23 protein-coding genes and 1 pseudogene are annotated in these 26649 nt (G+C 65.4%); 11 read left to right on the top strand and 13 right to left on the bottom strand.

Annotated elements, in window-relative coordinates:
* Positions 1–61: 61 nt before the first annotated feature.
* Positions 62–607 carry an SH3 domain-containing protein gene (locus VQ044_RS03205; RefSeq protein ID WP_442872853.1) on the bottom strand — a complete coding sequence of 182 codons (546 nt, stop codon included), beginning with the start codon at positions 605–607 and terminating at the stop codon, positions 62–64.
* Between the two features lie 198 nt (positions 608–805).
* Between VQ044_RS03205 and VQ044_RS03210 the strand changes: the two genes are divergently transcribed.
* From VQ044_RS03210 to VQ044_RS03220, 3 genes are all read left to right on the top strand, one after another.
* Positions 806–1807 carry a 2-hydroxyacid dehydrogenase gene (locus VQ044_RS03210; protein ID WP_327645193.1) on the top strand — a complete coding sequence of 334 codons (1002 nt, stop codon included), beginning with the start codon at positions 806–808 and terminating at the stop codon, positions 1805–1807.
* 135 nt (positions 1808–1942) lie between these two features.
* Complete coding sequence (locus tag VQ044_RS03215; protein ID WP_327645195.1) at positions 1943–4255, top strand: PBP1A family penicillin-binding protein; 2313 nt, start codon at positions 1943–1945, stop codon at positions 4253–4255.
* Between the two features lie 125 nt (positions 4256–4380).
* Positions 4381–6204, top strand: a complete 1824-nt coding sequence (locus VQ044_RS03220; RefSeq protein ID WP_327645197.1) for an NAD(P)/FAD-dependent oxidoreductase — start codon at positions 4381–4383, stop codon at positions 6202–6204.
* Positions 6205–6270: 66 nt separating this feature from the next.
* On the opposite strand, the gene VQ044_RS03225 is transcribed toward VQ044_RS03220, so the two are convergent.
* The 7 genes from VQ044_RS03225 to mutM all read right to left on the bottom strand — a co-directional run bounded on the left by VQ044_RS03225 (position 6271) and on the right by mutM (position 14074).
* Positions 6271–7047: a HesA/MoeB/ThiF family protein gene (locus VQ044_RS03225; protein WP_327645198.1), complete on the bottom strand. Its 777-nt coding sequence runs from the start codon at positions 7045–7047 to the stop codon at positions 6271–6273.
* A complete protein-coding gene (gene recF, locus VQ044_RS03230; RefSeq protein WP_327645199.1) occupies positions 7044–8273 on the bottom strand; it encodes a DNA replication/repair protein RecF in 1230 nt (409 codons plus the stop codon). Before recF ends, VQ044_RS03225 begins: the two co-directional genes overlap by 4 nt.
* Before the next feature lie 14 nt (positions 8274–8287).
* The gene (gene dnaN / locus VQ044_RS03235; RefSeq protein WP_327645200.1) at positions 8288–9412 is read right to left on the bottom strand and encodes a DNA polymerase III subunit beta; all 1125 of its coding nucleotides are present in this window, start codon (positions 9410–9412) and stop codon (positions 8288–8290) included.
* 180 nt (positions 9413–9592) lie between these two features.
* The gene (dnaA, locus tag VQ044_RS03240) at positions 9593–11065 is read right to left on the bottom strand and encodes a chromosomal replication initiator protein DnaA (RefSeq protein WP_327624390.1); all 1473 of its coding nucleotides are present in this window, start codon (positions 11063–11065) and stop codon (positions 9593–9595) included.
* A 95-nt stretch (positions 11066–11160) separates the two neighbouring features.
* Entirely contained in the window at positions 11161–11595 is a 435-nt protein-coding gene (locus VQ044_RS03245; protein ID WP_327645201.1) for a rhodanese-like domain-containing protein, read from the bottom strand.
* A gap of 1031 nt (positions 11596–12626) precedes the next feature.
* Entirely contained in the window at positions 12627–12896 is a 270-nt protein-coding gene (gene rpsT, locus VQ044_RS03250; protein WP_327624387.1) for a 30S ribosomal protein S20, read from the bottom strand.
* 284 nt (positions 12897–13180) lie between these two features.
* Positions 13181–14074 (bottom strand): bifunctional DNA-formamidopyrimidine glycosylase/DNA-(apurinic or apyrimidinic site) lyase, encoded by an 894-nt coding sequence (mutM, locus tag VQ044_RS03255; protein WP_327645202.1) that lies wholly within the window; start codon positions 14072–14074, stop codon positions 13181–13183.
* Positions 14075–14220: 146 nt separating this feature from the next.
* On the opposite strand from mutM, the gene ubiE reads away from it, so the two are divergent.
* The 6 genes from ubiE to dut all read left to right on the top strand — a co-directional run bounded on the left by ubiE (position 14221) and on the right by dut (position 19027).
* Positions 14221–15000, top strand: a complete 780-nt coding sequence (gene ubiE, locus VQ044_RS03260) for a bifunctional demethylmenaquinone methyltransferase/2-methoxy-6-polyprenyl-1,4-benzoquinol methylase UbiE (RefSeq protein ID WP_327645203.1) — start codon at positions 14221–14223, stop codon at positions 14998–15000.
* 21 nt (positions 15001–15021) lie between these two features.
* Positions 15022–16605 carry a 2-polyprenylphenol 6-hydroxylase gene (gene ubiB / locus VQ044_RS03265; RefSeq protein WP_327645204.1) on the top strand — a complete coding sequence of 528 codons (1584 nt, stop codon included), beginning with the start codon at positions 15022–15024 and terminating at the stop codon, positions 16603–16605.
* A gap of 97 nt (positions 16606–16702) precedes the next feature.
* A complete protein-coding gene (locus tag VQ044_RS03270) occupies positions 16703–16963 on the top strand; it encodes a FitA-like ribbon-helix-helix domain-containing protein (protein ID WP_327645205.1) in 261 nt (86 codons plus the stop codon).
* Positions 16960–17361: a type II toxin-antitoxin system VapC family toxin gene (locus VQ044_RS03275; protein WP_327624381.1), complete on the top strand. Its 402-nt coding sequence runs from the start codon at positions 16960–16962 to the stop codon at positions 17359–17361. The genes VQ044_RS03270 and VQ044_RS03275 overlap by 4 nt, the downstream gene beginning before the upstream one ends.
* Positions 17358–18578 (top strand): bifunctional phosphopantothenoylcysteine decarboxylase/phosphopantothenate--cysteine ligase CoaBC, encoded by a 1221-nt coding sequence (gene coaBC / locus VQ044_RS03280; protein WP_327624380.1) that lies wholly within the window; start codon positions 17358–17360, stop codon positions 18576–18578. The genes VQ044_RS03275 and coaBC overlap by 4 nt, the downstream gene beginning before the upstream one ends.
* Before the next feature lie 17 nt (positions 18579–18595).
* Positions 18596–19027 (top strand): dUTP diphosphatase, encoded by a 432-nt coding sequence (gene dut, locus VQ044_RS03285; RefSeq protein ID WP_327624405.1) that lies wholly within the window; start codon positions 18596–18598, stop codon positions 19025–19027.
* A 92-nt stretch (positions 19028–19119) separates the two neighbouring features.
* Here the strand turns inward: dut and VQ044_RS03290 are convergent.
* Positions 19120–19770, bottom strand: a pseudogene (locus VQ044_RS03290) (GGDEF domain-containing protein); the annotation flags it as partial.
* 348 nt (positions 19771–20118) lie between these two features.
* Between VQ044_RS03290 and cysK the strand changes: the two are divergent.
* Positions 20119–21111 (top strand): cysteine synthase A, encoded by a 993-nt coding sequence (gene cysK / locus VQ044_RS03295; RefSeq protein WP_327624378.1) that lies wholly within the window; start codon positions 20119–20121, stop codon positions 21109–21111.
* A gap of 111 nt (positions 21112–21222) precedes the next feature.
* On the opposite strand, the gene rpsU is transcribed toward cysK, so the two are convergent.
* The 4 genes from rpsU to VQ044_RS03315 all read right to left on the bottom strand — a co-directional run bounded on the left by rpsU (position 21223) and on the right by VQ044_RS03315 (position 23920).
* Positions 21223–21549, bottom strand: a complete 327-nt coding sequence (rpsU, locus tag VQ044_RS03300; protein ID WP_327624377.1) for a 30S ribosomal protein S21 — start codon at positions 21547–21549, stop codon at positions 21223–21225.
* A gap of 93 nt (positions 21550–21642) precedes the next feature.
* Positions 21643–21900 (bottom strand): hypothetical protein, encoded by a 258-nt coding sequence (locus tag VQ044_RS03305; protein WP_327645206.1) that lies wholly within the window; start codon positions 21898–21900, stop codon positions 21643–21645.
* A 102-nt stretch (positions 21901–22002) separates the two neighbouring features.
* Positions 22003–22215: a cold-shock protein gene (locus VQ044_RS03310; RefSeq protein ID WP_163043081.1), complete on the bottom strand. Its 213-nt coding sequence runs from the start codon at positions 22213–22215 to the stop codon at positions 22003–22005.
* A 340-nt stretch (positions 22216–22555) separates the two neighbouring features.
* Complete coding sequence (locus VQ044_RS03315; RefSeq protein WP_327645207.1) at positions 22556–23920, bottom strand: cytochrome P450; 1365 nt, start codon at positions 23918–23920, stop codon at positions 22556–22558.
* Positions 23921–24115: 195 nt separating this feature from the next.
* Here VQ044_RS03315 and gyrB point away from each other — a divergent pair, with 195 nt between their 5' ends.
* Positions 24116–26551, top strand: a complete 2436-nt coding sequence (gene gyrB, locus VQ044_RS03320; RefSeq protein ID WP_327645208.1) for a DNA topoisomerase (ATP-hydrolyzing) subunit B — start codon at positions 24116–24118, stop codon at positions 26549–26551.
* Positions 26552–26649: the final 98 nt, after the last annotated feature.

A 26649-nucleotide genomic window follows, 5' to 3' on the forward strand; every position in this document is an offset into this window, starting at 1 on the left:
TGGCCAGACCCGGCACCGCAACAGTGATACCGGGCTTCGGCGCGTTGGCCGCACCGCACGCCTATTCGAACGTTTCGTCCGGATAGACCCCCCAGATTTCCTGCTGACGCACGTAGCCGCTACGCTCGGCGACCTCGACCGAGCACCAACCGGCCGTGCACTCCGACACGGCCGAGACCACGCCCGGCTCGATTCGCGCCACCAGCGGCGCGTCGGTCGCCGGGCTCATGTGGATGTCGATCAGCGTTGCCTTGCCCTTCAGCCACGGCGCGGCGATGGAGGTGCGATGACCGGACAGCAGCGAGTAGTAGACCCAGCCCTCGGTGCCTTCCGAATCGCGAATCCGTCGCCACAGGTCGTATTCCTGGATGACTTCGACCGGCAGGCCGACTTTGAGATAGAGCCAGCTCACCGGATAGTCGCGGCCGGGTCCGATGCGAAGATTCACCCGACTTGCCTTCAGACTGACGTAGCGCGGCAGCGGCAGCTTCGAGACGGGCCCGGTCTCGACCGCCTGCGCGGCCGTAAACGGGATCGCGCCGGTCACCAGCATGGCGGCGCCGATAAAAGATAGGAGCGAGCGACGGATGGGTGCTGCGAGCGGCATTGAGAAACTCCGGACAATACGATGCGGTGCTCGGACGGCCGACGGCCGATGCGCGAACTGATGCCGAGGCTGTTCTGCCGGCGGAGGGAAACCCTTTGTTTTCACATCCCCGCCTTGCTAGGAGAGAGGCCTCGGCTCTCGGATCGAATGATCGTCCGTTTCGGTTAACAACGTCTTGAGTGCAAAGGATTGCGACCGATGACGAAGCGCGAGAAGCCGCTGGTGATCATCACGCGCAAGCTGCCGGCGCCGATCGAGGCGCGCATGCGCGAACTCTTCGACACGCGGCTGAACGAAACCGATCGGCCGATGGAGCAGCATGCGCTGGTCGCCGCCGTCCGCGAGGCCGACGTGCTGGTCCCGACCGTCACCGACCGGATCGACCGCGCGGTGATCGAACAGGCCGGCCCGCGCCTCAAGCTGATCGCCAACTACGGCAACGGCGTCGACAATATCGACGTCGAGGCGGCGCTGGCGCGCAATCTCTTCGTCACCAACACGCCGAACGTCCTCAGCGAGGACACCGCGGACATGACGATGGCGCTGATTCTCGCGGTGCCGCGCCGGCTGGTCGAGGGCGGCACGCGCCTCCTCGGCAGCGAACGTTGGCCCGGCTGGTCACCGACCTGGATGGTCGGACGGCGGATCTGGGGCAAGAAGCTCGGCATCTTGGGAATGGGCCGCATCGGCACCGCCGTGGCGCGTCGCGCCAAGGCGTTCGGTCTCGAAATCCATTATCACAACCGGCGGCGGGTTGACCCCAAGACCGAGGCCGAACTCGGCGCGACCTATTGGGAGAGCCTCGACCAGATGCTCGCCCGCATGGATATCCTCTCGGTGAACTGCCCCTATACGCCGGCGACCTACCATCTCCTGTCGGCGCGGCGCCTGGCGCTGATCCAGCCGCACGCGTTCATCGTCAACACCGCCCGCGGCGAGATCATCGACGAACGGGCGCTGGTGAAGCTGCTGCAGGAGGATCGCATCGCCGGGGCCGGCCTCGACGTGTTCGAGGAAGAACCCGCGATCGATCGCAAGCTGGTGCGGCTCGCTGAGGAGAACCGCGTCGTCCTCCTGCCGCACATGGGTTCGGCGACGATCGAGGGCCGGATCGAGATGGGCGAGAAGGTCATCATCAACATCCACACGCTGATGGACGGCCATCGCCCTCCCGATCGCATCCTGCCCGGCGATTTTTGAGCTGTCGCTGGGCGGGACCGGCCGCGCGGGCGACGTCGCCTCGGTAAAATTCTCTGGTTTGTGCTCGTAACCGTCACTATGCCGGGCGGCGACGGACGCCATATGCCGCGTTGGCTGTAAAACGAGTGAGATTTGATGCCGGACGCGAACGATGATCATGGCCCCTCGCGGGCCTCCGGGGAGAGCTGTTCGACCGGTAGCGATCAGAATGCGCCCGCTCCCGCCGGGCAGACGGGTGAGGCTTTTGCCGTCTTTCGCAAGGCGCTGATGGCCGACCTTGCCCGGCTCGGACGGTGGCTGGCTGCCAGGACCGCCGTGCTGGGACGTCAGGCCGGCCGAGGCCTGACCCGGTTCAGCGCCAGGACCTCGCAATCGCTCCGAGACACGGACTGGCGCGGACTGGCCGTCGCGACCGGCGCGCGGGCGAAGACGTTTCGCGCGAACTGGCGCAATCGACCCGTCCGGCGAACCTGGAGCGTCGGCCGCGTCGCATCCATTCTGGGCGTCGTCTTCGTCGCCGGCTTCCTGCTTTTGTCAGGAGTCGCCGCCTGGGCGCTCTACGACGTGCCGTTCGCCGAAATCGCCGAGGGAACCGGCGAGCCGGTGGTGGTTCTGCAGGCGGCCGATGGTCAGGCCTTGGTGCAGCAAGGCCCCTATCAGGGGAGCTACGCGCCGCTGGACGAATTTTCCGACCATCTGGTCGAGGCCGTCCTCAGCATTGAGGATCGTCGCTTCTACCAGCATTGGGGGCTTGATTTTCGTGGTGTCGCGCGGGCTTTGACCCGCAATCTTTTCGCTGGCGAGGTGGTGCAGGGCGGCAGCACGATCACCCAGCAATTCCTCAAGATCAGCTATCTGGAGCGGGATCGCACGCTGAAGCGCAAGATCCAGGAAGCCTTCCTGGCGTTCTGGATCGAGACGCGCCTGTCCAAGGACGAGATCCTCGCGCGCTATCTCAACAATGTCTATCTGGGCGCCGGCGCGACCGGGATGCCGGCCGCCGCGCGGGTCTATTTCGACAACTCGGTCGGCGAACTGACCCTGGCCGAAAGTGCCATGCTGGCCGGCCTGATCAAGGCGCCGTCGCAGCTCAACCCATTGGAAAATCTGGAGGGAGCGAAGGAGCGCGCTGGCGTCGTATTGAATGCGATGGGCGATGCCGGATATCTCGAGCCGTCGGAGATCGCGGCGGCCAAACTGGGTTCGACACAGCTCAGCCCGAGCCGTCCGGACATGGGCGGCGGCTCCTGGTTCGCCGACTGGGTGATCTCCGATGCTCGTGAGATCGCCGGCCCGTTTCGCGGCAGCATCGAGGTCAAGACCACGCTGGTCCCGGAGCTTCAGGCCGCGGCGGAACAGGTCGTGTCCGAGGCCCTCGCCACGCAGGGCGCCGAAAAGGGCGTCGGCCAGGCAGCGCTCGTCGCGCTGCGGCCCGACGGAGCCGTGGTCGCCATGGTCGGCGGTGGCGATTATACCGCCTCGAAATTCAACCGCGCGGTCGCCGCCAAGCGTCAGCCGGGCTCGACCTTCAAGCTGTTCGTCTATTACGCGGCGCTGCGCGCCGGCCTCTCGCCGAATGACCGTATCGAGGATGCGCCGATCGAGATCGATGGCTGGAAGCCGGAGAACTATAGCGGCAAATATCGCGGCAGGGTCACGCTGGCCGAGGCCTTCGCCCGTTCCCTGAACGCGGCGACGGTGCGCCTCGCGATGGATGTCGGCATCGACAAGGTCGCGGCGGCGGCCCGTGATCTCGGCATCGACGCGGACCTAACCGAAACGCCGAGCCTTGCCCTCGGCGCGTCCGAGGTCACGCTTCTCGATCTCACAGGGGCCTATGCCTCGGTGCGCGTCGGGATCACGCCGATCGAGCCCTGGGGTATCACCTCCTTCGCCGTCGACGGCGCCGGCCAGAGCTTTCGCATCGGCCCATCGAAGCGCCCTGAGCGTGAACTGGGGCCCTTGCAGGATCCCCTTGTCGGCTTGCTCAAGCTCGTCGTCGACAAGGGAACCGGCAAGGCGGCGGCGCTCGACGGCTTCGCCGCCGGCAAGACCGGGACCAGCCAGGAATCGCGCGACGCCTGGTTCGTCGGTTTCAACGAGGCGCTGACCGTCGGCATCTGGGTCGGCAATGACGACGGCACGCCGATGGACGGCGTGACCGGTGGACAATTGCCGGCGACGATTTGGAAGAGCTTCATGGAGCAGGCCGCCGGAGCGATGCAACCGGTGGCCGCGGCGCCGACCGCCCCTGCTGATTCTGCGCCGATGGAACCGGCGGCGGAGACGCCTTCGCGTCCGGCCAGCATCGCCGAGATGATCGCCGGCGAGAGCGCCGGGGCGCCGCAGTGCAACGTCCGGGCCTGTTCGCGCGCGTACCGGTCCTTCCGGACTTCCGATTGCACGTTCCAGCCCTATCGCGGCCGCCGCAAGCTCTGCGAGAAGTAATCTTGCCGATCGGTGACGTCCTTCCCCGCGCGGACGGCCCGGCGGCATTTTTCAAAAACGGATGGACAGCGCGCTCCCGGCGGTGAACTCTTGAAGAGGGCACGGGTGGAACAGGGAGCGGAACAATGAGCGAAACGCTGGAACGGCCGGCGGCCGGAAAGAGCGAAGCCCGAAAATCCGTCGAAAGATGGTTGAGCGCGTTCGAAGGCGCATTGTCGACGGGCGATATCGACGTGGCGGCGGATCTGTTCGCGACGACGAGTTTTTGGCGCGATCTCGTAACCTTCACCTGGAACATCAAGACCGTCGAGGGGCCTGACGGCGTGCGCGACATGCTGTCGTCGCAGCTCGGCGCGGTGAAGCCGAACAACTTCCAGATCGCCGAGGAGCCGACCGAGGATGGCGGCGTGACCACGGCCTGGATCACCTTCGAGACCGGTGTCGCACGCGGCAATGGCCTGTTGCGGCTGAAGGACGGAAAGGCCTGGACCCTGCTGACCGCGATGACGGAATTGAAGGGCTTCGAAGAGCCGATGCATCATCGCCGGCCGATGGGCGCCGAGCACGGATCGTCGATGAACCGGAAGTCCTGGCTCGAGAAGCAGGAGCAGGAAGCGGCGGAACTCGGCTACAAGACGCAGCCCTATGTAGTGATCGTCGGCGGCGGCCAGGGCGGCATCGTGCTGGGCGCGCGGCTGCGCCAGCTCGGCGTGCCGACGATCGTCGTCGAGCGGAACGATCGGCCGGGCGATTCCTGGCGCAAGCGCTACAAGTCGCTCTGCCTGCACGACCCGGTCTGGTACGACCATTTGCCCTATCTGGAGTTTCCGAAGAACTGGCCGGTCTTCGCGCCGAAGGACAAGATCGGCGACTGGCTGGAAATGTACACCAAGATCATGGAGCTCAATTACTGGTCGAAGACGACCTGCAAGAGCGCTTCCTGCGACGAAGCAACCGGCGAGTGGACCGTCGTCGTCGATCGTGATGGCGAAGAGGTGACGCTTCGCCCGAAGCAGCTGGTGCTGGCGACCGGCATGTCGGGCAAGGCCAACGTCCCGGACTTCAAGGGCATGGACCGCTTCAAGGGCGAGCAGCACCATTCTTCCAAGCATCCCGGTCCCGACGCCTACAAGGGCAAGAAGGCCGTCGTCATCGGCTCGAACAATTCCGCCCACGACATCTGCGCCGCGCTCTACGAGGCCGGCGCCGATGTCACCATGGTGCAGCGCTCGACCACCCACATCGTGCGGTCGGACTCGTTGATGGAGTATGGCCTCGGCGATTTGTACTCCGAGCGGGCGGTCGAAAGCGGCGTCACCACCAACAAGGCCGACATGATCTTCGCGTCGCTGCCCTACCGGATTCTCCACGAGTTCCAGATTCCGGTCTACGACAAGATCCGCGAGGTCGACGCGGACTTTTATCGCGACCTGGAGAAGGCGGGCTTCATGCTCGACTATGGGAGCGACGATTCCGGCCTGTTCATGAAATATCTGCGCCGCGGCTCGGGCTATTACATTGATGTCGGCGCGAGCCAGCTGATCATCGACGGCAAGATCAAGCTGAAGAGCGGCGTCGAGATCGAGGAGATCACCGAAACAGGTGTGGCGTTCAAGGATGGGACGGAACTGCCGGCCGATCTGATCGTCTATGCCACCGGCTACGGCTCGATGAACGGTTGGGCCGCCGATCTGATCAGCCAGGAGGTGGCGGACAAGGTCGGCAAGGTCTGGGGCCTCGGCTCCGACACGCCGAAGGATCCGGGACCCTGGGAAGGCGAGCAGCGCAACATCTGGAAGCCGACGCAGCAAGACAATCTTTGGTTCCACGGCGGCAATCTGCACCAGTCGCGGCACTATTCACTCTATCTGTCGCTGCAGTTGAAGGCGCGAATGGAGGGACTCGAGACGCCCGTCTACGGGCTGCAGGAAGTCCACCACCTGCGCTGAGGCAAGGGACGGCGACCCAAGGCTCGGCATCCGCAAGGACGCCGAGTCCGATTCCGAGAGGTTTCCTTACGGCGACACGGAACGCCCGTGACGCCGGCGGTAGCGGATTTCCTCGATGCGCATGGTCAGAAGATCGATCATCAGGAACCGCCCGACCAGCGGCTCGCCGATGCCGCAGACGAGCTTGATCGCCTCGCTGGCGGCCAGCGTGCCGAGGACGCCGGGGGTGACCCCGAGGATGCCGGCCTCGGCGCAGGATGGCACCAGCCCGGCCGGCGGCGCCTCGGGAAAGAGGTCGCGATAGCCCGGATTCGGATGTCCGTCCGTGTTGGCCTCGTAGGGCTTCAGCACGGTCAGCGAGCCGGAGAACCGGTTGACCGCGGCGGTGACCAGCGGCCGGCGCGCGGCCTCGCAAAGGTCCGCCATGGCGTAGCGCGTGGCGAAATTGTCCGAGCCGTCGATGACGAGATCGTAGTCGGCGACGATGTCACGGCCATTGTCCGCGTGGAGGCGCAAAGGATGGGCCACGACCGTGACATGCGGGTTGAGCGCCGCGACGGCATCTGCGGCGCTGTCGAGCTTCGACCGGCCGACATCGGCGGTCCGATGCAGCACCTGGCGCTGCAGGTTCGAAAGCGACACCGTGTCGTCGTCGGCGATACCGATGGTGCCGATCCCGGCCGCCGCGAGATAGAACACGACCGGTGAGCCGATGCCGCCGGCGCCGACGACGAGGATCCGCGCCCGCTTCAGCTTCTGCTGGCCAGGCCCCCCGACCTCCGGCAGCACGATGTGGCGCGCATAGCGTTCGAGTTCCTGGGCGTCGAGAGGCTTGTCGCTCATCGTCCTTGCTCCGATTCCGCACTTGTCGCACTTGTCGCACCGCTCGCGGGGGCTGGGCGGACCGTGCTCGCCGCCACCTCCAGCATCTGGGCTCTGTCGCCGAGGGCGTCAAACAGGCTCGCATCGGTGCCGGTCATGAAGGCCTGCACGCCGAGCTCGGCGATCAGATCGAACAGCGCCGCGCGGCGACCGGGATCGAGATGGGCGGCGATTTCGTCGAGTAGCAGGATCGGCGGCAGCGACGAAACGGCGGCGACCAGCCGGGCATGGGCCAGCACCAGGCCGATGAGCAGCGCCTTCTGCTCGCCGGTCGAGGACAGCGCCGCCGGCATCGCCTTGGCCAGGTGGACGACCGAAAGGTCCGCTCGGTGGGCGCCCAGCAGCGTACGGCCGGCGGCCCGGTCGGCATGGCGACCGGCGCGCAGCCGCGTGCGCGCCTCGTCCTCGATATCGGCCGAGGGGCGGGACAGATCGCTATCGCCATAGCCGGACGCCAGATCGAGGCCTGCCCTGGGGAAGGGATTGTCGGCGCCGGACTGGTCGATCATCCCGGCCAGCATTCCGACGAGTTCGGCCCGCGCCAGCGCCATTGCGACGCCGAGCTCGGCCATCTGTGCCTCGATTCCGCTCAGCCAGGAATCATCCAGGCGGTTGTCCGAAAGCAGCCGGTTGCGCGAGCGCATGGCGCGCTCGTAGTCGACCGCGCGGCGGCCGTGGGTCGGATCGACCGCCAGCACCATGCGGTCGAGGAAGCGGCGGCGGTCGCCCGTCGGGCCGGTAAACAGCCCGTCCATTGCCGGTGTCAGCCAGAGAATGCGCAACAGGTCGAGCAATTCGTCGGCGCTCTTGGCCGCGGTCTCGTCGATCCGCACCGTTCGCGTCGCCGGACCGGCCGGATCGGGTTGGACCTTGGTGATGACGTTTGCCTCGCCCTGGAGCGAAACCAGCCCGGCGCGAATGGAAAACCCGCCGCTGCCGCCCTTGCGCGCGATGTCATGATAGGTCGCCCGGCGCAGGCCGCGTCCCGGTGTCAGCAGCGACACCGCCTCGATGAGATTGGTCTTGCCAGCGCCGTTATCGCCGACGAAGGCGACGAAGCCCCGGTCGAAGGTCAGGCGCAGGGTCTCGTAATTGCGAAAATCGGCAAGCCGCAATTCGCTCAGTCGGACGACCGGTAAGCCGGATTGTGTCCCGGCCGCGTCGCCGGTTTGGCGTTCCCCGGTCAAGACCGTCGCGGCAATCAGACCCGCATCGGCATCAGGACGTAAAGCGTCGCGTCGTCGCCGCCGTCCTTGATGAGCGTGGGGGAACCGGCATCGGCAAGCATGAACACGGCTTCGTCGCCGGTGAGCTGGGCGGTGATGTCGAGAAGATAACGCGCGTTGAAACCGATCTCGATGTCATCTGAATCGTAGCCGACCGCCAGTTCCTCGGTCGCCGTGCCCGAATCGGGCGAGTTGACGGTGAGGGTCAACTGGGAGTCGCTGACCGCGAGCTTGACCGCGCGTCCGCGCTCGGACGAAATCGTCGACACCCGGTCGACGGCAGCCGAAAAGCTCTGTCGGTCGAGGGTCAGCGCCTTGTCGTTGTTCTGCGGGATGACGCGCTGGTAATCAGGAAAGGTGCCGTCGATCAGCTTCGAGGTCAGGACGACCGGGCCGATCGTCACGCGGATCTTGGCGTCGGACAGTTCGACCTCGATCGCCGCGTCGTCCTCGCCGTCGCCGAGCAACTTTTGCAGCTCCCCCACGGTCTTGCGCGGTATGATGATTCCGGGCATGCCCTCCGACCCGGCCGGCGCCGCCATCTCGGCGCGCGCCAGGCGATGGCCGTCGGTGGCAACCGCCCGCAGCTTGAGGTCGCCGTCCGCTTCGATCGTGTGGAGGAAGATGCCGTTGAGATAGTAGCGAGTCTCCTCTGTGGAGATGGCGAAATGCGTCCGGTCGATCAGCCGCGCGAATTCCGCCGCCTTGATCGTGAAGGCGTGGCTCAGCGTTCCGGCGGTGATATCGGGAAAGTCCGATTCGGGCAGGCACTGGAGACGGAAATTCGAGCGGCCCGACGAGACCGTCATCTGGTTGCCGTCGGCATTGGTCGACAGCTTGACCTCGGCGCCGTCCGGCAGCTTGCGCACGATGTCGTAGAGCAGATGCGCCGGGACCGTCGTTGCGCCTTCCTGCTCGCCGGTGGCCGCGACGCTTTCGGTGATCTCCAGGTCGAGATCGGTGGCCTTCAGGCGAAGCGCGCCGTCCTCGGTCTTCAACAGCACGTTCGAAAGAATCTGGATGGTGTTGCGGCGTTCCACGACCCGGTGGACGTGGGCCAACGACTTCAGGAGGTTGGATCGTTCGATGATGATACGCATGACGAAGGCCGTTTTGTTCGGGGCAGGCGCCACGGGAGGCGGCGCCGGTTCCGGGTTCGATGGTCTTAATGATTTGCACCGCACATGGAAAGCCAAAAGCGGCGGCTTTCTAGCTCAAGCGGCGCGCTGCATCGCGCGCCGACCGCCGCGTGCGGTACCGGACCGGGATCTGGACGGGGCCTATTCCTCGATCATCCGGCGGATCAGATCGAGTTCCTCCGACAGCTTCTCGTCATTGGCGCGCTCGCCCTCGATCTTGCGCACCGCGTGCAGCACCGTGGTGTGGTCGCGGCCGCCGAAGCGCCGGCCGATCTCGGGGAGCGAGCGCGGCGTCATGGTCTTGGCGAGATACATGGCGATCTGACGTGGCCGCACGATGGTCCGGGTGCGGCGCGCCGACAAAAGGTCGGTGCGCGTCACATTGTAGTGGCGCGAGACGAATTTCAGGATGTCCTCGACGCGAACCCGCCGTTCGATATTGGCCCGGGTCAGCTGGTTGAGCAGATCGTCCAGATGTTCCGCCGAGAGCGGCTGGCCGAGGGAGTGGCGGAAGGCGATCTGGTTGAACGCCCCTTCGAGATCGCGACCGGAGCCGGCGACGCGCTCGGCGATCGTGTCGATCACCCGTTCGGGCATATCGAAACTCGGATCCTCGGCTCGCATCGCCGCGGCCCGGCTCCCGATGATCGAGCGGCGCATTTCGTAGTCCGGCACGGCGATCTGAAGCGTGACGCCGTTCGACAGCCGCGAGCGGACGCGCGGGTCGAGCGATTCCAGCTCCATCGCCGGGCGGTCGGCGGCGCAGATCACCTGTTTCGCCGAATCGACCAGCGCGTTCAGAAGATGACAGAACTCTTGCTGGATCGATTTGCCTTGCAGGAACTGGGTGTCGTCGATGATCAATATGTCGATGCCGCGCAGCGTCTCCTTGAGATCGAGGGCGCGGTTGTCGCGGATCGCAGTCGCGAAACGCCACATGAAATATTCCGCCGTCAGATAGACGACGCGCGGCCGGTCCTCACGGCGCGAGGCCGCATTGGCGATCGCCTGGAGAAGGTGGGTCTTGCCGAGGCCGACGGCAGCGTGGATGAACAGCGGGTTGAAGCGAACCGACTGCGGCCCGTTCTCCGCGATCGCTCGCGCGGCGGCGAGGGCGACCCGGTTGGAGGCGCCTTCCACGAAGGTGTCGAAAACGTAGCGCGGGTCGAGGGGCGAGCCGAACTCGGCGCTCTGGGATAGAGCGGGGGTTCGAGCGTCGCCGCCAGGAAACGCCTTTGCTGGTGCCGGGGAGCCGGCGACGGCCCTGCGCGCCGGTTCCGCAACCCGCGCCACCTGCGGCTCGCTCTGGCCCGCGATGCGCGCCTGGCGAATCGTGACGCCGCCACCGCGAACGGCGCTGCGGATCGCGATGTCGACGCGCAGCGTTCCCGGCACTTCGGCGCTGAAGATCTCGGTCAGCAGGTCGTGGTAATGCGACTGAATCCAGCTGCGCAGAAACGCCGTGGGCACCGAAATCCGGCAGACGCCCTTCCCGGACGAATCGAGTTTCATCCGCTGGAACCAGCTGGCGAAGATGTCCTGTCCGAGTTGCGCTTTTAGCCGGGCGTTCACCCGCTCCATAATTTCTGCCGTGCCCCTCGCGCCGCCGTCCATACCTGCCCCGAAATCATTGTTGTTGGTTGGTGATTGGCGCAGCGCGTGGGTCCCGTCCCCATTCGGACTCACAGCTGTTACGCGCCGGCGAAGACTCAATTCTGTGCCCAAGGCAAACCCTCCGCTTTCCAACCGGCTTTCCGCCCGCGATGTCCTTCCGCGTCCGGCGGCCCTTCGAAGCCGCCGAGGACGTTGAAACAATTCTCATAACCATGGGCGGTCAGCGCCACCGCCCCGGCGATCGAGCGGACGCCGGACCGGCAGAGGAAGAAGATCGGCGAGGTCGGAGTTCCGCCCGTCTTTTCGACCTGATCGGCGAGCTTCTCCGCGAAGGCTGGATCCACCGCCATCGAAGGGAAGCTCTGCCACTCGACGAGCAGCGTCGCCTTTCCGAGCGCGGCTAGCATCGGCAATCCGACATAGGCCCACTCGGCGGTGCTGCGGACGTCGACGAGCAGGGCGTCCGGTTTCTCTGCGAGCGCTGACCAGCACTCCCCAGGTGAAACATCGCCTCTGTAGTCTTTAGACATGCAAAAAGGTCCCCTGCCTCTGTCCCGCATGGGCACAGAAGTTTGCTGCGCCAGGGTTCGCCCAACGCTCGTTTTTACTCGGATAAATCGTGAAAAGACCGGATACTAAATTTATGCGGGAGCGACCCTAAGGGTCGTAACCTTCCACAAATTCCAGGAAGTTTTGGATAACCTGGATTGTCCCCGCATTTCGTCTTTCCCCGCACTTGCTTCGAGGGGGAAACTACGAAACGGCGCGGCGGTGAGCAAGCCGAGTCCAGCCTGAATCGTTATGCGAGTAGGGCGCCTGTTGCAGACTCGCCATGCGGGTCGTGCGGCGATGTCACGCTAAACACTTTGCTCACGGGGCTTTCCCCGATCCCGGCGTCGACGCCTCGGAGGGGAAGAATAAATATGAAAAAATTGTGGCGGGCCTGCTTGACTCCCGGGAACTCAAAAAGCTCCCGGACCGCCAATGCATAAGCGTTCACTGACCTTCTGCAAGCGACTGGAATCGATACACTTTTCTGGACCCGTCTTGTGGATGGCGTGGTTCGGTGTCCGCCGGGGGCGAAAGCACTGTGATAAGTCGACCAAAACGCCCGCGAATGCGGCTGCGAATCGCGAAAACAGGACATGTGCCAACGGCGACGGGCGAGCTGTGCCCGTCGAATCGTCGCGGTGCCCACGGCCAGGGGCGGGTGGCGAGCCGAGCTGGGACGCGGCGCGGGTGCCCGCTGTCGATCCCCGTCGGCCTTATACCAACCTGCGGTGATAGGACCCATTCGACCGGCCATTTCCCGCACCTGGCGACGAAGCCAGGCGCGGCGAGCGCCCGGCCTTCGGTGGGCTGGCCGGACAAGCCCGTTCAGCTCCATCGAACAGGTCCCTATCACCGCAGGTTGGTATGAGCGGTGGTCCGCGCTGAGGCCGTTCGTATTGTCATCGGATGGCCAGTCTCGGCCTTGGAATCAAAAAGCCCCGGCCGAAGCCAGGGCTTTGTCATCATCCAGTTACCCGGTCATCGACTCGGGTGTGACGCGCCGTTCAGATCAGGCGGCGCCGATCGTCTTCACGCGATGGGCAAGGCGGGAGACCTTCCGCGACGCCGTGTTCTTGTGAAACACACCGTGGGACACGGCACTCATCAGTTCCGGTTCGGCAATCCGGAATGCCGAGACAGCCGCGTCCTTGTCGCCGGCGGTGATCGCCTCTTCGACGTTGCGCAGGAAGGTGCGCACGCGGCTGCGGCGGTTGGTGTTGATGGCGGTACGCCGCGCGATCTTCCGCGTGGCCTTCTTGGCCGAAGGGGTATTGGCCATGGATCGTCTCTCTCTATCGTAACCGTGTCGGTCGGATCGGGTGGAGTGCGGCTTGCGCCTTCAAGCGACGCGGCAGCACGAAAAAACGGGCCGCGCCATGAAGCGCCGCCGAAAGTCGAGCCCTTATAGGCAGATGCGTCGGGGGCCGTCAATATCCGGCGCGAAGGCGGATCGGCGAATGTGGTCGTCGGCAAGGCGGATGGACTGGGCAGCAACCAGGCGCAGCCGGCTTGGAGCCGCGCGACCTGCCCGCAACATCGTGCTGCGTCCGCGTTTTGCCATCGTCAGCGTTGGCAGGCCGGGCAAAAAAAGGTCGAGCGCCCCGACTGGACGATGCGGCTGACGATCCCGCGGCAAGCCGCGTTCCGGCAGGGCTCGCCTTCGCGGTCGTAGGCGGCGAAGCGATGCTGGAAATAACCGAGCGATCCGTCTGCCTGGCGATAGTCGCGCAGCGATGAACCGCCCGCCGCGATGGCATCGGCGATCGTTTCGCGGATATTGAGAGCGAGGGCTTCCAGCCGCTGGCTGGCGGTGCCGTCCTTCTTCACCAGCATTCCGGCAGCCCGCCGCGGCGACAGGCGGCTCCGCCACAATGCCTCGCAGACATAGATGTTGCCGAGGCCGGCGATGATCCGCTGGTCGAGCAGCACTGACTTCAGCGGCGCGCTGCGGCCCGCAAAGAGCGGGGCGAGCGCCTGTCCGGACAGCCCGTTGCCCGTCGGTTCGATGCCGAGGCCGCGAAAATGCGGGTGTTCCGCCAGTTCGGCGCGCTCGATCAGCGTCATGTAGCCGAAGCGGCGCGGGTCATTATAGATGATCGAGGCCGGTGCGAGATTGCGTGTGATCATATCGAAGCGCACATGATCGTGGCGTCGGACGTCGGACCGCGGATGCGCGAACGCGCCGGGAACGCTGTCGCCTTGCGGCACTTCGATCCGGAACGAGCCCGACATGCCGAGATGCATGGCTAGCACCAGCCCGCCCTCCAGGTCGGCGACGAGATATTTGGCCCGTCGTCCGAGACTTTCGATCCGCCGGCCGCCCAGCCGCTCGGCGAATCGCGCCGGCAACGGAAAGCGCAGGTCGGGCCGCCCGAGCACCACCCGCTCGATTCGCGCGCCTTCGACAACGGGAAGAAGGCCGCGGCGCACCGTCTCCACCTCTGGCAATTCCGGCATTTTCGATTAAGTCCCTGATTGATGCAGCGCTTCCGATCGAAGCGCCTGTCGAACTTCGCCTCTCCCTGTCTCTCGCAGGACCGGCGCGGGTTCGCCGTTCCAATATCCGCATCCGGTCGATGCGATGCAATGTAAGGGGCCGTCCCATGTCGCGAACCCGTGTCACCGGAGCCGAAGCGATGGAGACCTCCTACGGCTATGCCACAGTGGCAGGCCGGGAGGAGAAGCAGGCGCGCGTCAACGATGTCTTCCACCGCGTAGCCGAGCGTTACGACCTGATGAACGACCTGATGTCGGCCGGCCTCCATCGCGCCTGGAAGAGCGCCATGGTCGCCTGGCTGGCGCCGCCGCATCGCGCCGGCTGGCGGTTTGTCGACGTGGCGGGCGGCACCGGCGATGTCGCCTTCCGCATTGTCGAGGCATCGCGGCGGCGCGCCGAGGGCACCGTTCTCGACATCAACGCCTCGATGCTCGGCGTCGGCGCCGAGCGGGCGGCGAAGCGACGGCTCGACGGCAATCTGGTTTTCGTCGAAGGCAACGCCGAGGAACTGAAGCTCCCCGACATGAGCTTCGACGCCTACACGATCGCCTTCGGCATTCGCAACGTGCCGCGGATCGACAAGGCCCTGAGCGAGGCGTATCGGGTGCTCAAGCCCGGCGGCCGGTTCCTGTGCCTGGAATTTTCCGAGGTCGACATGCCGGTTCTCGACCGGGTCTACGAAGCGTGGTCGTTCAAGGCGATCCCGAGGATCGGCGAGGCCGTCGCCAACGATCGCGAATCCTACGAGTATCTGGTCGAGTCGATCCGGCGCTTTCCCAACCAGGCGAATTTTGCTGCGGCCATTCGCGCCGCCGGCTTCGAGCGCGTCGCCTATCGCAACCTGTCGGGAGGCATCGCCGCCATCCATTCCGGCTGGAAGCTCTGAATCGATCGGGCGGAAAGACTCTTGGCCAATCCCATTTCCGGCACGATCGCACTCGTCCGCGCGGTCTTTGTTCTCGCCCGCGAGGGTGTCATCGGCTCGTTTCCCGCCGAGGGCCTGCCGCCCGGGCCGGCGCTGCTGCACCGCTTCGCGCGATTGATCGAGCGGGGCTCGGCTGAAAATCGGGAACGCTCCGACAATCTGTCGCGCGCGTTGAACCGTCTGGGGCCGTCCTACGTCAAGCTGGGCCAATTTCTGGCGACCCGGCCGGACCTTGTGGGAGCGGCGGCGGCGAGCGAACTCGGCAGCCTTCAGGACAAGGTCCCGCCTTTCGATACGGCGCTGGCTGTGATCGAGATCGAGACGACGCTCGGGCGGCGCGTCGACGAACTCTTTCTGGAGCTCGGCGAGGTCGTTGGCGCGGCATCGATCGCCCAGGTCTATAAGGCGCGTATTCGCGACGCCGACGGCAGCGAGCGCTTCGTCGCCGTCAAGGTGGTCCGGCCCGGCGTCCGCGTCCGCTTTCTGCATGAACTGGAGACCTTCGCCTCCATCGCGCGCTTTTTGGAGCGCTACGTGCGCTCGTCGCGCCGGCTGCGTCCGGTGGCGGTGGTGGAGACGCTCGCCCAGTCGACAAGGATCGAGATGGATTTGCGGCTGGAGGCGGCCGCGGCGTCCGAGATGGCCGAAAACACGGCGAACGATTTCGGATTTCGGGTGCCGACGATCGACTGGGAGCGCACCGGCCGCGACGTCCTCACCATGGAGTGGATCGACGGCATCAAGATGAGCGATGTCGCCGCGATCGCGATGGCCGGGCATGATCTGAAGCAGATCGGCGTGACCGTGGTGCAATCGTTCCTGCGCCACGCCATGCGCGACGGCTTCTTTCATGCCGACATGCATCAGGGCAATCTGTTCGTCGGCCCGGACGGCACGGTGATCGCGGTCGATCTGGGCATCGTCGGCCGGCTCAGCGCGGAATCCAAGCGCTTCCTCGCCGAGATCCTCTACGGCTTCATTCGCCGCGACTATCTGCGCGTGGCTGAGCTGCATTTCGAGGCCGGGTACGTGCCGCGCAGCCAGAACGTCGCCAGCTTCGCCCAGGCGCTTCGCGCGATCGGCGAGCCGATCTATGGCCAGCCCGCCGAGACGATTTCGATGGGCCACCTCTTGGCGCTCTTGTTCGAGGTCACCGAGCTGTTCGACATGAAGACCCGGCCCGAACTCGTCTTGTTGCAGAAGACCATGGTCGTCGTGGAAGGAGTCGCACGCACCTTCGACCCGAAGTTCAACATGTGGGTTGCCGCCGAGCCGGTGGTGTCTGACTACATCCTCGAAGAGCTCGGGCCGGCGGCCAAGCTGCGGGAAGCCCGCGCAGGTGTCGATGCGATGCTGCGGCTGCTGCACCGCGCGCCCGATCTCGCGGTCGGGCTGGAAATCCTCGCCAAGCAGATGCCGGATCTGATCGAAAACGGTATCCGGCTGAACGACGATACGCTCACGGACCTCGCCACGGAGAAGCGAACCAGCATCATCAGTGGTCGTGTCGCCCAATGGGTGATCGCCGTGTCGCTGCTGTCGATTGCGATCTCGATGATATTTTGAGCGCAACCGGGATGCCGATGATCCGGCTTACCCCTTTGATTGCATTGCAATCATCCGGAACTTAGATTGGCTGGTAAGAGCTAGACGAGAGGCGAGGATGGCCAGCCTGACGATTCGCAATCTCGATGCGGACGTGAAACGGAAGCTGCGCATGCGCGCGGCCGAACACGGCCGGTCCATGGAGGAAGAGGCGCGCACGATTCTCGGCGCCTCGGTCGACGGGCGGCCTGCCGGCCAGGGGGAAAGCGTGGAGGCGCGGGAGGCGCGCGTCCGGCGCATCCTGTCGCTGGGACGCAAGCCCGATCGGCCTTTCGACCAGAAGACGTTCACCGACGAACTTTGGGATTTCGTCGAGTGATCGTCGTGGATAGTTCGGCGATCGTGGCGGTCACAAATGCCGAACCGGAGGCCGAGCGGATCACACGCCTGATCGTGAACGATGACGAGGTTTCGATTTCCGCAGCGACGTTCGTCGAGACAGCGATCGTGATCCGCAGCCAGCATGGATCGCAAGGTGTGCGTCGGCTGCATGAGATGATGGAGGATATGGTGTTGCGAACACATCCATTCAACGTCCGCCAGGCCGATCTTGCCATCGAGGCCTATCGCCGCTTCGGCCGCGGGTCGGGCAGCCCGGCGCGGCTGAATTTCGGCGATTGCTTCTCCTATGCGCTGGCCCGGTCGCTCGACGCGCCGCTGCTGTTCAAGGGCGACGATTTCTTCCACACCGACATCGAACCGGCGCTGGTGGCATGAGCGGGCTCGACGGAAAGCGCGTCCTTCTGATTATCGGCGGCGGCATCGCGGCCTACAAGACGCTGGACCTCATCCGCCGCCTGCGCGAGCGCGGCGCGCGCGTGACGCCGGTGATGACGGCGGCGGCCAAGGAGTTCGTGACGCCGCTCGCGGTCGGCGCGCTGTCGGCCTCCAAGGTGTTCGACGATCTGTTCGACCGCGAGGACGAGCACGATGTCGGCCATATCCGTCTGGCCCGCGAGGCCGATGCGATTCTCGTTGCGCCGGCGACGGCCAATTTGATGGCGCGCTGCGCCAATGGCCTGGCCGACGATCTCGCCACCGCCGTGCTGCTCGCGGCGAAGGCGCCGATCCTGATGGCGCCGGCGATGAACCCGGCGATGTGGGCGCATCCGGCGACGCGCCGCAATCATCAGGTGCTGGCCGCCGATGGCGTCCGCTTCGTCGGGCCGAATGCCGGCGAGATGGCCGAGGCGGGCGAGGCCGGAATTGGCCGCATGGCCGAGCCGATGGAGATCGCGGCGGCGCTGGAGGCTGTGCTGGACGGTGGGGCCAAGCCGCTCGCGGGTCGCCGCATCGTGGTCACGTCAGGCCCGACCCACGAGCCGATCGACCCGGTCCGCTACCTCGCCAACCGCTCGTCCGGGCGGCAGGGACACGCCATCGCCGCAGCGCTTACCGGATTGGGGGCCGAGGTGACGCTGGTCAGCGGCCCCGTCGCCATCGCAGATCCGCCCGGTGTCGCCATGCGCCGTGTCGAGACCGCGCGCGAGATGCTGCAAGCCGTCGAGGCGGCGCTTCCGGCAGACGCCGCGGTGTTCGTTGCCGCCGTCGCCGACTGGCGGACGGTCGCGGAGGGTGAGGCCAAGATCAAGAAGGGCGACGGCGGCCCGCCGGCGCTCGCCTTGACGGAGAATCCGGACATCCTGGCGACCATCGGCCACTCGCAATTGCGGCCGCGCCTCGTTGTCGGCTTCGCGGCCGAGACCGACGATCTCCTGGCGAATGCACGTGCAAAGCTGGACAGAAAGGGCGCCGACGCGATCGTCGCCAATGACGTGTCGGCCGCGACCGGCGTCATGGGGGGCATGGCAAACACCGTGCATATCGTCACGCGGGACGGCGTCGAGGACTGGCCCAAGCTCGACAAGACAGAAGTCGCGCGGCGCCTTGCGGCATGGATCGCCGCCCGCCTGACAGAGGGTGACCGTCCTTGAGCGCGCCAACGATCGGCATGTGCCGTCTGCCCCATGGCGCGGATCTGCCGCTTCCCGCCTACGCGACAAATGGCGCGGCCGGGGCGGACATTCGCGCTGCCTTGGAGGAACCGCTGACCCTGGCTCCCGGCGCGCGGGCGCTGGTGCCGACCGGCCTGAGCTTCGAGATTCCGGCGGGCTACGAGGTTCAGGTGCGGCCGCGCTCCGGCTTGGCCGCCAAGCACGGCGTCACGGTCCTCAATACGCCCGGCACCATCGACAGCGACTATCGCGGCGAGGTGAAGATCATCCTCGTCAATCTGGGCGAGGAGGCATTCACCGTCGCGCGCGGCGACAGGATCGCGCAGATGGTCGTCGCGCCGGTCGTCCAGGCAGAGTTCGGTGAGCGACAAAGTCTTGCGGTTAGCGAGCGGGGTGACGGTGGTTTCGGTTCGACGGGAACCGGGTGACCGGCCGGGGCTGTCAGGGGGTGGCGGGGACCGATTTTCCCGCGTCGCGAAGATAGCCATGCGCGTTCCCCCATCGCCGAGATGGTGCTGCGGTTCCGGCCAGCCTGCTTGGCCTGGTAGAGATTGCTGTCCGCGGCTGCATAGATGACATCGAAGGATTGCGGCGCCGCGGAAAACGCGCCGCCGACGCTAACCGAGAGCCGGATGGTGTCGTCACCTTCACCGACGCTGATCGCGTTGATGGCCAGCCGCAGGCGCTCGGCCACCGTCCGGCCTTGTCCGATATTGGCGCAGGGCAGCGAGATGGCGAATTCCTCGCCGCCGATCCGGCCCAAGGCGTCGCCGACGCGGATCGAATGACGCAGCTCGGTCGCGATCGCCTTCAAGGCCTGATCGCCGGTTGGATGCCCCAGCCGGTCGTTGATCTGCTTGAAATTGTCGGCGTCCACGACGAGCAGCATCAGGCCGCCCTGCTGCTTTCTCTCAAGTGTCGCGATGTGGCGTCGGATCTCGCCCTCGAAGCCGGCCCGGTTGAGAAGTCCCGTCAGCCGGTCGGTCGTGGCGGCGCGTTGGAGGCCGGCATTGTCCGACATCAGGCTGTTCAACCGGACAGCCAGATAAACGACATAGGGAAGGGCGGTCACCAGCGGCACGGCGAACGCGAAAAGCGCCGCCGTCATCATGACCGGTTGTCCGAACCCGCGGAATAGATAGAACCCCGCCGTCCCCGACATCAGCGTCATCGCAGCGACCAGCACGAGAAATTCGCCGCAGATAGTTCGGATATGGGCAAAGGCAGGGCGCAACGGTGATCTCGCTGGTTTCTCGGCCGGCGGATTTACCTGCACCGAGCCTCCGTTCTCCCGCAATTGTCATAAGATCGCGTTGGCGGGATCCGGACAATTCGATGCTTCGCTCGTATTGTGCCATCGGTTCGATGGCGCTTTGGCGCACTTGGGGTATGCTTTTTTATCGGACGGCCGCGGTTTGGATGACACGGCCTCACATCCGGTGGTTTTTCGCCATAAGCTTTACAGCTGATGGAGCGGCCGGCTGCGACTGAGCCACGACGCGATAGGGAGAACCAAGCCATGGACAAAGCCGCAAACGACAGCAGGGCGTGGACGCGGGGGCGGGGGCGTATCTACGATTCCATCGTCGACACCATCGGCGATACGCCGATCGTCCGCCTGGACAAGCTGGCGAAGGAAAAGGGCGTCAAGGCGCATCTTCTCGCCAAGCTCGAATTCTTCAATCCGATCGCCAGCGTCAAGGACCGTATCGGCGTCGCGATGATCCAGAAACTCGAAGCCGACGGCCGGATCACGCCGGGCAAGACGACATTGGTCGAGCCCACTTCGGGTAACACCGGTATCGCGCTCGCCTTCGCGGCGGCCGCCAAGGGCTATCGGTTGATCTTGACCATGCCCGAGACGATGTCGGTCGAACGGCGCAAGATGTTGCGGCTGCTTGGCGCGGACCTGGTGCTGACCGAGGGCGCCAAGGGGATGAAGGGCGCGATCGCCAAGGCCGAGGAACTCGTCGCCGAGATCCCGGACGCTGTGATGCCCCAGCAATTCGAGAACCCGGCCAACCCGGAAATACACCGCGTCACCACCGCCGAGGAAATCTGGAACGATACCAAGGGCGAGGTCGACGTGCTGGTGGCCGGCATCGGCACCGGCGGCACGATCACCGGCGCCGGCCAGGCGCTGAAGCAGAAGAAGCCCGGCCTCAAGGTCATCGCCGTGGAGCCGGAGGCATCGCCGATTTTGTCGGGTGGCGCTCCCGGTCCGCACAAGATCCAGGGGATCGGCGCCGGTTTCGCGCCGGCAATCCTCGATCGCGAGGTCTATGACGAGGTCGTCCAGGTCTCGAACGAGGAATCCTTTGAGCTGGCGCGTCTGGTCGCCCGGCTGGAAGGCGTTCCGGTGGGAATTTCATCCGGCGCGGCGCTCGCGGCCGCGATCCGTGTCGGCCGGCGCGATGAGATGGCGGGCAAGAACATCGTCGTGATCATCCCGTCCTTCGCCGAGCGGTACCTGTCGACGGCGCTGTTCGAAGGGCTGGGTGACGAGGAGTAGGCAGTGACGCGTGGCCGGACCACGGCGTCGATGCAACCGTTCAAAATGCGATTGCCCGGTCAGCCTTGCGGCCACCGGGCAATCGAATAGACAAACCAAAAAAGAGACTGGTCAGCCGGCCGTGTTGTATGGCCGCGGGGCGTCGCCACCGGAATAGCCCGTGCTCGCGCCGCCGGACCCTGCGGCACCCGGACGCGCTGCGCCGGCGCGGGGCGGCTTGCGCTTCGGACCGGGAACGAGACCTTCGCGCTGCGCCTGCTTGCGGGCAAGCTTGCGGGAGCGGCGAATGGCCTCCTGCTTTTGACGTGCGCGTCGCTCGGACGGCTTCTCATAGGCGCGGCGCGCCTTCATTTCACGGAAGACGCCTTCGCGCTGCAATTTCTTCTTCAGAGCCCGAAGGGCCTGATCGACATTGTTGTCTCTGACGTCGACTTTCAAAACGACTCCTCACTGATCGATTATTAAGGGCCTCGCGCCGCTTCTCCTCGCAATGGGAGAGGGCGGGACCGCCACATGGCCGGCGACGATCAGTCAGCCGGCGGATTTCTTTGCGCGTGGCTTCGACGCAGTCGTCTTCGCCTTTGCCTTAGTAGCCTTCGCCTTGACGACCTTCGGTGCCTCGGCGGCATCCCGCTCCATGCGGAGCTTCTTGAGCCGCGCCGTCTTTTCCTGGGTCGCTAGCGATTCTGCGGCGATGATGCCGACCGCGGAACCCTTGGCCGGTCGTTCCGGCGGACCCGAAAGCGCTGCTTCGGCGCGCTCGCGCGCCTTTCGGGAATTCTCCATCATCTCGACTTTCGATCACTTGGCACCGAGACGCGGAGCGACCCGAAATAAAGTTTCGGTCGGTACGACCGACGGAGCGGACTCCGCCGGTCGTACCTTAACGTGTTAGGCGCGCTGGACGTTGATCGCCTTCGGACCCTTGCCGCGGGTGTCGGGCTCGGTGTCGAAGCTGATCTTGTCGCCCTCGTTGAGCGAGGAGATGCCTGCGCGCTCAAGCGCGGAGACGTGAAGAAAAACGTCCTTCGCGCCGCCGTCCGGCGTAACGAATCCGAAACCCTTGGCTTCGTTGAAGAACTTGACGGTGCCGGTCTGGCTCATGGATAAACCTTTCGTCGCTGCCCTGTCTGGGCTCTGCTGGAAGTTTCGCGCGACGCGATAGACTTCTATGGTTGTATGGACACAGCAACACGCTGCGGCCGGAGATTCGGAATTTCACACGGTTTCGGCGAAAGGTTTGGTTCTCATCGCTCCGGTCATTGCACAGCAAAACCAGGCAAACCGCCGATTTTTCGGTGGCGGAACGTCAGCCAGACTCCGGGTCTGCAAATACCCGAAGTAGGATTATGGCCTCTGACGCGTCCAAGTGCAAGAGCCACCGTTCGAATGCGACCGTGGCAGACAGGTCGAGGGTGGCGAACCGGCGGGACCGGCCTCCTTGCTATCGCCTGGCGACGCGCAGCGGCAGGCCGCCGAGCGGCTGCACCGTGATCCGCTGAACCACCTCCGGCGGGCTGCTTCCAGCGTAGTCGAACCGCAGATGTTTGAGCAGCGCGGCGAGCGCGATGACGCCTTCCTGCAGCGCGAAGCTCGCCCCGATGCACACACGCGGTCCGACGCCGAAGGGCAGATATTGATAGCGGTCGATCGTCTCGCGGTTGCCGGGCAGAAAGCGACTCGGAATGAAATGGTCGGGCCGGTCCCAGAGCATTTCGTGTCGGTGGATCAGCCACGGCATGACGAGAACCGTTGCCCCGGCCGGGATCTCGACGTCGCCGACGCGGTCCGGCGCGAGCGCGGTCCGGTTCAACGACGGCGCGGGCGGGTAGAGCCGGAGCGCCTCCTCGAACACGGCCCGTGTGTAGACGAGGCGGTCGACCCATTCGCTCGGATGCGACAGCGTCGGCAGCACGCTGTCCAGCTCGGCTTCGACCGCCGCCCGCTCGGCTGGCGCCTGGCTGAGCAGGTACAGCGTCCAGGCGAGCGAGCGCGCCGTCGTTTCGTGGCCGGCGCCGATGAAGGTGATGATATTGTCCTCGATCTCGTCCGCCGACAGGCCGTCGGCCTTGATCAGAAGCGACAGAAGGTCGTTCGGTGCGCCGTCCGGGTCACGCTTGATCTGGGCGCGGCGGCCTTCGATCGTCGCCGCGATCAAGCTGCGGAAATAGGTCATCGACCGCCGACCCCTGAGGCGGCGCAAGCGCGGCAGAAAGGCGGGCGCGCCCAGCAAGTCGAGCGGGTCGACCCGGCCCATCGAGCCGAGAAAAGCCTGGGTGGATGTGGCGAAGGTCTCGCCGTCGCCGGCGATATCGTCGGTAAACAGGGTCGCCTGCAGGATATCGAAGGTGAGCAGCGTCATCTCGTGGCTGCCGTCGACCGTCTCGCCAAGGCGCCCGGCCAGCCGCTCGGCGAAGACCTCGGAGCGGGCCTGCATCGTCTCGGTGAAGCCGGCGATGTTCCTTGGCGTGAACACCGGCGCGATGGCCTTGCGGGTGCGCCGCCACAGCGCGCCCTCCGCCGTCAGCAACCCGTCGCGCAGCAGCGGGCGCAGGATGCGCTGGCGCAGTGGCTGCATGACGTAATTGGCGGCGTTCTCGACCAGGCAGTGGCGCACGCCCTTCGGATCGTTGACGACGATGTTGGGCACGCCCAGCCAGGTGCCGCGGATGTAGGGCTCCTTGAAAGCGCGCGTTCCCCAAATCTCGATCGGATTGCGGGACGCCGTCTTCAGGAAGCTCGCGAAACCGAGGGGTTCGGCGTGCGGAATCGGCGCCGGCGGGCGAAACGGTCGGACGGGCCTATCCATTTGCGTATCCATGAAGCCGGCGGTCCTTTATGGTGTCGTACGGGATATGGGTTGGCGGATGATCGGCGTCGAGCGTAGCGTGGCCCACAGGGCTTTCCCGGCCGGCTTGGATCGCGACAGCCGACACTTTATATAGGTCGGGAGCGAACGGCGATTCGTCGCGGCCCTCCGCCCCGCCCGAACCCAAGGAACAGCATGTCCGCAACGAACGAAACGAACCCCGTCCCGGAGGCTGAATACGGCGCCGATTCGATCAAGGTCCTGAAGGGCCTGGACGCGGTTCGCAAACGCCCGGGCATGTATATCGGCGACACCGACGACGGCTCGGGCCTGCATCACATGGTCTACGAGGTCGTCGACAACGCCATCGACGAGGCGCTGGCCGGCCACGCGACGCGCGTGACCGTGACGCTCAACCCCGATGATTCCTGCACGGTGACCGACAACGGCCGCGGCATTCCCACCGATATCCATACCGGCGAGGGCGTCTCCGCGGCCGAGGTCATCATGACCCAGCTGCATGCCGGCGGAAAATTCGATCAGAATTCCTACAAGGTGTCCGGCGGCCTGCACGGCGTCGGCGTCTCGGTGGTCAACGCGCTGTCGGTCAAGCTGTCGATGTCGATCAAGCGCAAGGGCAAGGTGCATCAGATGTCCTTCACCCACGGCGTGCCCGACGGCTCGCTGGAAGTGACGGGCGATGCCGGCGACGAAACCGGCACGGCGATCACCTTCCTGCCGTCCACCGACACCTTCCGGGGGGTGACGACGTTCGACTATGCAACGCTCGAACATCGCCTGCGCGAACTCGCCTTCCTCAATTCCGGCGTGCGTATTCTGTTGTCCGACAAGCGGCACGCCGACGAAAAGCGCACTGAGCTTTTCTACGAAGGCGGATTGGAGGCCTTCACCCGCTATCTCGATCGGGCGCGCAAGCCGCTGATCCCCGAGCCGATCGTCCTGATCGGCGAAAAGGACGGCATCACTGTCGAGGCGGCGCTATGGTGGAACGATTCCTACAACGAGACGGTGCTCTGCTTCACCAACAACATTCCGCAGCGCGACGGCGGCACCCATATGGCGGGCCTGCGCGGCGCGCTGACACGCCAGGTGAACGGTTATGCCGAAAGCTCCGGCATCCTGAAGAAGGAAAAGGTGTCCTTGACCGGCGATGATTGCCGCGAGGGCCTGACCTGCGTCCTGTCGGTGAAGGTGCCGGACCCTAAATTCTCCTCCCAGACCAAGGACAAGCTGGTTTCCTCCGAGGTGCGTCCGGTGGTCGAGAGCCTCGTCAACGAGACCCTGTCGACCTGGTTCGAGGAGCACCCGCAGGAAGCCCGGATCGTCATCGGCAAGGTCGTCGAGGCGGCCACCGCCCGCGAGGCGGCCCGCAAGGCGCGCGATCTGACCCGGCGCAAGGGCGCGCTGGACATTACCTCGCTGCCCGGCAAGCTCGCCGATTGCCAGGAGCGCGATCCGGCCAAGTCGGAAATCTTCATCGTCGAGGGTGATTCGGCCGGCGGCTCGGCCAAGGGCGCGCGGTCGCGCAAGAACCAGGCGATCCTGCCGCTGCGCGGCAAGATCCTCAATGTCGAGCGGGCACGCTTCGACCGGATGCTCGGCTCCGACCAGATCGGCACGCTGATCACCGCGCTGGGTACGTCGATCGGCAAGGACGAGTTCAACGCCGACAAGCTGCGCTACCACAAGATCATCATCATGACCGACGCCGACGTCGACGGCGCCCATATCCGTACCCTGCTTCTGACCTTCTTCTTCCGGCAGATGCCCGAACTGATCGAGCGCGGCCATATCTACATTGCCCAGCCGCCACTCTATAAGGTCACCCGCGGCAAGCAGAGCCAGTATCTGAAGGACGAGAAGGCGCTCGAGAATTACCTGATCGAGGGCGGCCTCGACGATGCCGGCCTGACGCTCGCGTCGGGAGAGGTGCGGATCGGCCGGGATCTGCGCGGCGTCGTCGACGATGCCTTGCAGGTGCGCCAGGTGCTGAGCGGGCTGCATTCGCGCTATCATCGCAGCGCCGTCGAGCAGGCGGCGATCTGCGGTGGCCTCACGCCGGAGGTCGCGGACGATGCCGCGCGTGGGCCCGCCATGGCGCAGCGGATTTCCGAGCGGCTGGATCTTGTCGCCGAGGAAACCGAGCGCGGCTGGACCGGCGAGTCAGTGGATGGCGGCTACCGTTTCCTGCGCACGGTCCGCGGCGTCTCCGAAGTGCAGACGCTCGACGCGGCGCTGATCCATTCCGGTGACGCCTTGCAGCTCAATCGCCTCGCCTCGCATCTGGCGGATACCTACGAAGGCCTGCCGGTGCTGCGCCGCCGCGACACCGCGCGCGAGTTGTCCGGGCCGATGGAATTGCTCACCGCCGTCTTCGATGTCGGCCGCAAGGGATTGGCGCTACAGCGTTACAAGGGGCTCGGCGAGATGAACCCCGAGCAGCTGTGGGAGACGACGCTGGACCCCGAGGCGCGGACCCTGGTGGTCGTCAAGATTCCCGACGCGACCGACGCCGACCAGCTGTTCTCGCGGCTGATGGGCGACGAGGTCGAGCCGCGCCGCGAATTCATCCAGGAACACGCCCTGCAGGTCGCCAATCTGGATATCTGAGGCGAAGCGGGCCGGACGCCGAAGAAACTGCGGTGTCGGGCTGTCTGCCAAGTCCGTCATGGTGGGAAAACACGCGATAAGTCCTACATATCTCTGGA

Origin of the sequence: Aurantimonas sp. C2-5-R2, assembly GCF_036549495.1 — a bacterium.
GTDB lineage: Bacteria > Pseudomonadota > Alphaproteobacteria > Rhizobiales > Rhizobiaceae > Aurantimonas > Aurantimonas coralicida_A.